The sequence below is a fragment of the Microcoleus sp. Pol11C3 genome, assembly GCF_036701485.1.
In the GTDB taxonomy this organism is placed as follows: domain Bacteria; phylum Cyanobacteriota; class Cyanobacteriia; order Cyanobacteriales; family Microcoleaceae; genus Microcoleus.
The window spans coordinates 21,158-28,210 of record NZ_JAUBQW010000086.1; the positions used below are offsets into that span (position 1 = coordinate 21,158).

Genomic DNA, 7,053 nt, shown 5'->3' on the forward strand with positions numbered 1-7,053 from the left:
GAGGCAGACTTTGTTTGTGTAGTAGCGGTTTCAACCGCCGAACCATCTTTCAACCTACCATTTTCGCGCGCCGCTGGCGGAGGAAAATCACCAAAAGCCCGATCGCACCTACCGCCAACAGCAGCCATTCTTCGGGTTCAGGAACCCCCGAAACATTCAGAGGATTATTCGGCTTACTCAACTGTTCCTTACCGGATTCTACCTCTCTGTCAAATCGATCGCTCTTAGCTTCCGCTGCTTTTAGCTGTTCCCTTTGCGCGTCATTAACTAACACAATCATCGAAGAATAAGGCGTCACCACTTTGAAATTTTTAGCTACTGCGTGCATTGCATCCAGTTGCGTCAATTGATTTGAACTTTTCTGCTTGCTAAGTGCAGTTATCAACTGCCGCGCAGCTATCGGTTTAAAGCCTTCATCTCCCGTATCTTTTAACTCTGCGACTGCCGCCAATTTTGCGGTTTTTTTCGACTGCGGCGTTTTGGCATAACTCCAAACATAGCCGTCCACAACGCTAACTGTAGATTTGCCCGAAGCTACTGTCGTTGCTACTCGCTGCATCGCCTCTTTCATATCTATAGAAACTCCGCCGCCGCTATCTTGAATCACCTTTAAAGTTGCGTCGTCGTAGCCGGGGGGCAAACCTCCCAAATGCACTGTCCATAGGGGTGAAGAGATCGAAAGTTTAAGTTTGCGATCGTCTGATAACTCGTAACTGTGGCGATCGCTCACCAAAAATACAGTATCGTAACTTTTATCGCCCCGCAACTGTGCAAACTGTTGCAGCATATCTTTGAGCTGGATTGTACCGTAAAATGTCACCTTTGCCGCATCGAAAGTGCCTACATCTTCCACAAACTTAGGTGGCATTCCCGCAGCGCTGGCAACATACAAATCAACACCATTTTTGCCTGCTGCATTAGATTTTAACCATTCAAAATTCTCTTTTACTTCCTTCTTTTGGGCCGCCATGCTGCGGGAACTATCCAGAATAACTGCAAATTTCTTGCCTTGCGGTAGGGAGTAATTTGCATCAGCCAGCGGCTTAGCAGAAATGATATTTCCTCCCGGTAGAATCGCCTGCTGCGCTGTTAGCGGTTGCTGTGCGACTGCGGGCAAAAAGGGTGGCAGCCAAGTTTCTCTTGCTTCTTTCCCGCTGTATTTTACCTCTTTTCCGGCGATCGTGCGGCGAGTATTTTGGTTCCAAAAAATGTTGCGTTTCTCCGCCAAAACAGGCATACCCCAACCCTGCGGCTGGCGCATGACTTTGTAAGTAAGCCACAGGTGCATTTCGGTTGGCCCTTCTGTTTGGGTGAATTCTCGTTTGACCGGGATTGGAAAAGCCCGCAAGCGGTATTGTTTGGGGCCAATTTGTTCTAGCAAAGCCGGATCGACTCTTTCTCTCACCTGTTGATTGTAGACTTGCTGGGCGGCACCTCTAGGCGATACCGTAAATACAAAACGTTTGTTTAAATCGCCAGTATCTCCCAGCCAAACTCCTGTAACTGCGGCGCTTTCCGGCAGCGAAAAGTAGTAGAATACTTCTTGCAAATTCGGTGTTTGATTTTTGTAAACTTCGTAGAGTTGAACGTCAGCCCAATCGCCGTTTTCTTTGACTGTCACTTCTTGCGACTGCAACCATACTTTTTCTTGATTGACATTCAGCAAACCCGCTTTTGCTTCTTCGCGATTTGATGTAGACTGTACCGCGTGTTTTACTGCTTCTGTGTCGCCTTTTTGCAGTTCCGTATCGAAGAATTCGCCGTAGAGTTTTTCGGCTTTTTCCACATCAGCACTAGAGCCTTGGTACAAAAACGGCGACATTAAAAAATTATAGCTATTCTGCACAGTTTGAGCCGCTCCGTCAGGTAAATTCAAACTATTTTTGTATATCTCATAAATGTGGTTGTTTTCTCCCACAGTGCTGAGGTAGCGGTAAGGGGACAAATAAGCATTGACTAAGCCGGATCGAATCATATCAGAATTCGCCAATAAAGTTTGGCGAACCGTGTCATTTGCGGGGGGAGTCGCCAGCATTTTTAGTGCTGCAACTTGTGGCTGCTGCTGCAAAGCGGAGAAAATAGCCAGCCAAGCTGCTATGACTCCCAAACTTCCGATTAGCGTTTTATTTTTCCCGTATTGGGCAGCAAAACTCTGCCATATTTTCCGCCCGGAATGAATGTAGAGAAAGCCGTACAGCGAAGGCATGACAACGAATAAGCTACAGGTTAAACCAAACAATATAAAGGATAATGGTATCCAAATTAAAGCCAATGCCCACGCCCCGTATTTAAACATCTCCCGGAAGGGCGAAACCCATGCAAAATTGAAAAATTCAATGACTAAAGTGAAGAATCCATAAAGTGTAAATACGGCCACAGGTAGAGCGTAATACATTAGCAATGTTGCCGCCCCAATGCCAACTACTAGCATTAAGCTGTGGCATCCTAATTGCAGCCACGCACTTTGCTTTTCTCCGATTAACCTTAAAAAACGAGGCTGTTTATTATGGGAACTTTGAGAAGCTGAAATATTTTGAACATTATCTCTTTTACCCAGATATCCGTACAGCATTTCCACTAAAAAAGCTGCTATGCACAAAGTAATAGTAGCGATGATTTGAGAACTAGCTGGGGTGAGTTCTCGTAGCAAAAATAACCGGAGTAAGCAGAGCAAAAATAAGGGCGTTTCTACTCCATAAAATAATCGCATTAGCTGTAAGGGTTGATTCCTAAAACTCCTGAATCCGATTATGGTAAAGAGTGTCGGTATGGCTATCAGTGCTATTAGGGTTAACGAAAATTCAAGGGGGATAATTCCGTCTATTGTGGCTTGGATTAAGAGAATTCCTACATAGGGCAAAATTCCCAGATAAACGATTGATAAAAATGTTAGGTTCCACAGCCAAAAAATTGCCTGAAAAATGATATTAAATACAAGTTTAATTTTTTTCATTTTTGCCTCTTTCTAAGCTATAGTTGACGGTATTGTGTACAGTATTAGCGAAGTCTTGTATTTCAGCACTTGCGGGGTTTAGGGAACTGTCAAAGAGAATGGAAACTAGCACCCAAGTATGATTTTTATGGGTGATGTCGCTGCCGATGCGCGACAAGAAGTTATCGGTAGTTTGCTGTGCAGATTGGAGCCAGTATGTAGCGGATAGTTGGTTGTCTTGGAGAGACAGCCAGCGCGCCGTTACAGCAGGAGTTAGCTGTTTTATTTCTATTCGATTGACGGGAATGCCGCTGGCTACAAAACACAGCTCCGGTGCGTGATAAGTCTGCCAAGATGTGCTGGCTACTGTGAGCATGGAGCCGCGTAAGTGGCCTGACACAAATCTTTTTTTCTCTGTTTGAGTGCCGGGGTAATTGCCAAAGAATTTTTGTTCGCTGGGATTCAGGGGGATTGATTCGGACACAATCGTGTCGGGAAATTTGAGGGGGGCGATCGCTAATTTTTCACTTTCTACATGATACAATTGAGAGATTGCACCCAAAACAGCCACCGCCACAATTAGTCCCGGTTTGGCCAAAGGTTGATTTTTGAATATTTCTAAATTCCGTTGCGAGTTAAAATCAATTTCTTTTGTTTCTTGAAATTTCGGAACTTTTTGCAGCATCAACCAACTTAAGAAGCAAGCGCAGACTAAACCAACAATTCCCAGGGGTACGTGCAGGATTTCTGCATAAGTTTGCTGTTGGAAAACTTGGGCAACCAGCACTAAAACGGCAACCCGCAAAGCATTAGCAGACAACAACATTAAGAAGTTAGCAGCGCATACTGCCAGCCATTTTAAACTCAATTTGCGGCATTCTAGCCAGGTAGCAGCAAGCAAAAATAGCGTTCCCACTAAGAGGGTTTTAATGCCGCTACAAGGCACGTCAACGTGAGCGATGCCATTTTCCAAAACGATAATATCGTAAGAAGAAATAGCGCCAATGTGCAGCAGAGAGAGTAACTGTTCTACTACCTCAGCAGTCAGCACTCGCGCCGGCAAACCTAATCCGCTATTCAACTGACTGTTAAATGGTAAAATACAAGCCAGCAAGCCCGCAACTGGCAAGTTTTTTCGCCAAAAGTTCTGCTCCACCAATAAGCCACACAGCCCGTAAGTTCCGAGGATAAATAACAAGACAGTAATTTGTTTGATATCAATTATGCACTGAAGGGCGATCGAGCAAATACCCGCACCCAACATCAACAGCAGCGGATATCGCCTCAAAACGAAATTTGGCAAAAATCCGGGCGGGCGATCCTCTTCGAGGGCTGCGCTAACGCAGTTCCCAATCGATCGCACTACTAATGCTACAATCAGAAAGCCAAATACTATCTTGTACAGTGTGGGTATCTCAACAAACGAGGATAACAGCCACTTAACTGCCGAGATATTGGCCCAAAACCAAGCAAGGGCTAACAAACAAGGAGCGAGCCAAACCAAATTAACCCCAGAATTGGGACTGACAGCATCTGGAAGGTCAGAATTGGGAATATTGGTGCGCTGCATGATACCGCTTGACATTCACGTTGGTGACATCTTAGCTCAGCAAAATTAGTAATGTCTAGACCGGTTATTTAAGTTTTGTCAAGCTTCGATTTTCTCTACAGAGAAGCTAGCGTTATAATAATTAATCTTAGCGGAGGTAAAAATGAGCGAAAAAAGCCCAGGATACAAAATTGTTAGCGATAACCGACAAGCGCGCCATCTCTATGAAATTATAGAGACATACCAAGTGGGCATCGAGTTGAAGGGAACCGAAGTCAAATCAATTCGGGAAGGAAAAGCCAATTTGCGGGACGGATATGGCTTAGTTCGGAACGGGGAACTGTGGCTCATCAACGTTCACATTTCGCCTTGGAGAAGTGCTAGCAACTATTTTAATCACGAACCCCGCCGCACTCGTAAATTGCTGATGCACAAGCAGGAAATTCGCAAATTGATAGGCAAGGTCGAAGAAAAAGGTTTGACTTTAGTGCCGTTAAAAATGTATTTGAAAGGCGGCTGGGTAAAACTTGATATCGGTTTGGGTAAAGGGAAAAAACTGTACGACAAGCGCGAAGATTTGAAGAAACGCGAAGATAAGCGGGATATGGAAAGAGCGATGAAGCAATTTTAGTCCGAGTCATTAGTCATTAAACATCTCCCAACAATAAACTCAAACCTTTGCTACTTGAAGGTTGAAAGTTAATTTATGGAGATGTTTATTAGTTAGGAGTCATTAGTGATTCATGATTGGTGATTGCTCATTAATGATTGGCTATTTTAAATCGAGTTCGGTTAATTACTCATCATAATATTTTTCAAAATCCTCCCTTGAGGATGTTCAGGACTTCCATCGTCACTACAAACTTAATTAGAGTTATTTCACCGGAGCCCATCTTACAGCAGATTCTATGTTGAGGAACTAAACCCCAGCTCGTTCCATCCCCGTAGGGAAACGGCCCAGGGTAAGTCCCTACACTTCATAAACCTGGAATACGCAGTATCTCCTCATACAGTCGCATACTGTCGATCGACTGACCGCTGACTAAGTATTATTACTTAGATAAGGCAACAGTTCTACCTTCTTCATGCTTCCCGCTTCCTTTTTCCTGAAAATATCCGGATGGCTTGTGGAGCCTTATGAATGATTAACCTATGGTCGAATACCTCTGGCTAGTGGGAGCATTACCCAAGCATTCGGCTGTGGACTGACAAACTCTTATGAGAAATGGGTTCAAACCGGAGTCATTTCGTAAGATTATGATGCCATTAAGGTGGCAATTAAATCTGGCAAACAAAATATCGCCCACTCTCAAGTTAAAAAATGCTAAAAATGACACCATTAGCTAACATTTTCAATGCCATGAAAGAGCCACAAAAAAAGCATCAGAACTCCAAGTGGCGAGCTTTCTTGCTGATGCTAGCAGTAGGCTTTGGCGGCTGGCAAATTGGGTTGCCGGAAGTAGCCTCATTTTTTAATAATATGGCGTTTGAAAACTACAAAGCCAATCGATTGGCTGATACTCAACAAGCCTATGAGTTAGCACTTTCGGTCGATCCAAAAAGCCGAACAGCTCTTTACAATTTGGGATGGCTTTGCGAAGAGGTGCAAGACTTACAGTGCGCCCGAGGAAAATATCTGCAAGCTGCCAAACTCGGTCTGCCTGCTGCTTACAGCAATCTGGCTCGATTATATATAGTTGATCAAAAAAACTATCCGGCTGCGGTTCACTTCCTGTGGCAAGGTTTGAAATTAGCGGAGGATGATCGAGTCAAATATTCTTTACTCAAAAACTTGGGATGGGCTCGCCTGGAACAGGGTCGATATTCAGAGGCATTGCAACATTTGGATGCAGCCATTAAACTTGATAGTGAAGGACCAGCAACTTACTGCTTAAAAGCGCAAGTCCTAGAAAAGATGAAAAATACTAAGGCAGCGCTACCGCAGTGGAAAATTTGTCTAAAGTATGCGGATTCTCAAGAATTCGATGAGGATATATGGATAGGGATGGCACGTCAACGATTAAACGAGGAAAAAACAAATAAATGAAACGCACAGTTTTGTTTTCATCAACCATACTGGCAATTATAACGGTACTGGAGCTAAGTCAAGCCTCAACAGCACTGCCAACTCCTTCGACTGTTAAAATTACAGTTAATGAATCAGTCGAAACGCCGTTCGACTCCAATCAATCGACGTGGCGGCGGTGCAGAGATAGAGATGGTGGAAAATATCCGTGTCCCAGATTCATCATGACTCCGAAGAGCGAAAAATAAGAGTTATTTTCAATAAATTTTGTAGAGTGTACCATCGCCACTTTACACCAACAGGTATGTAGTATGTAGTAGTAATAGTAGTATACAGGGTGCGCCGTCCGCACCTTATAGCATTTGAGATGTGAGATTAAGAATTAAAGAATTGGAAATAACTTATGGCTATAATGGTTTGCAGCTTGCATCAAGCTGCATTCTTTTTTTGAACTGGTATAACTCCTAATCATTAGACCTCTTGCAAAAGTCCCCAATAAGGGCAATAGTAAGGTGATAGAGAGGAAAAACTGATGACTTACGAACA

The 7,053-nt window shown here is 43.8% G+C and carries 5 protein-coding genes; 3 read left to right on the plus strand and 2 right to left on the minus strand.

Annotation, left to right across the window (positions count from 1 at the left end):
* Positions 1–49: 49 nt before the first annotated feature.
* On the minus strand, positions 50–2,953 hold the full coding sequence (locus QUA40_RS18885; protein WP_333128554.1) for a TIGR02921 family PEP-CTERM protein: 2,904 nt from the start codon (positions 2,951–2,953) through the stop codon (positions 50–52).
* Complete coding sequence (xrtO, locus tag QUA40_RS18890) at positions 2,940–4,517, minus strand: exosortase O (protein ID WP_333128556.1); 1,578 nt, start codon at positions 4,515–4,517, stop codon at positions 2,940–2,942. The genes QUA40_RS18885 and xrtO overlap by 14 nt, the downstream gene beginning before the upstream one ends.
* Before the next feature lie 127 nt (positions 4,518–4,644).
* On the opposite strand from xrtO, the gene smpB reads away from it, so the two are divergent.
* The 3 genes from smpB (at position 4,645) to QUA40_RS18905 (ending at position 6,755) form a co-directional block, all read left to right on the plus strand.
* On the plus strand, positions 4,645–5,112 hold the full coding sequence (gene smpB / locus QUA40_RS18895) for an SsrA-binding protein SmpB (RefSeq protein ID WP_006631384.1): 468 nt from the start codon (positions 4,645–4,647) through the stop codon (positions 5,110–5,112).
* A 729-nt stretch (positions 5,113–5,841) separates the two neighbouring features.
* Complete coding sequence (locus QUA40_RS18900) at positions 5,842–6,528, plus strand: tetratricopeptide repeat protein (protein ID WP_333128558.1); 687 nt, start codon at positions 5,842–5,844, stop codon at positions 6,526–6,528.
* Positions 6,525–6,755: an Osc7112_2153 family protein gene (locus QUA40_RS18905; protein ID WP_333128560.1), complete on the plus strand. Its 231-nt coding sequence runs from the start codon at positions 6,525–6,527 to the stop codon at positions 6,753–6,755. Before QUA40_RS18900 ends, QUA40_RS18905 begins: the two co-directional genes overlap by 4 nt.
* Positions 6,756–7,053: the final 298 nt, after the last annotated feature.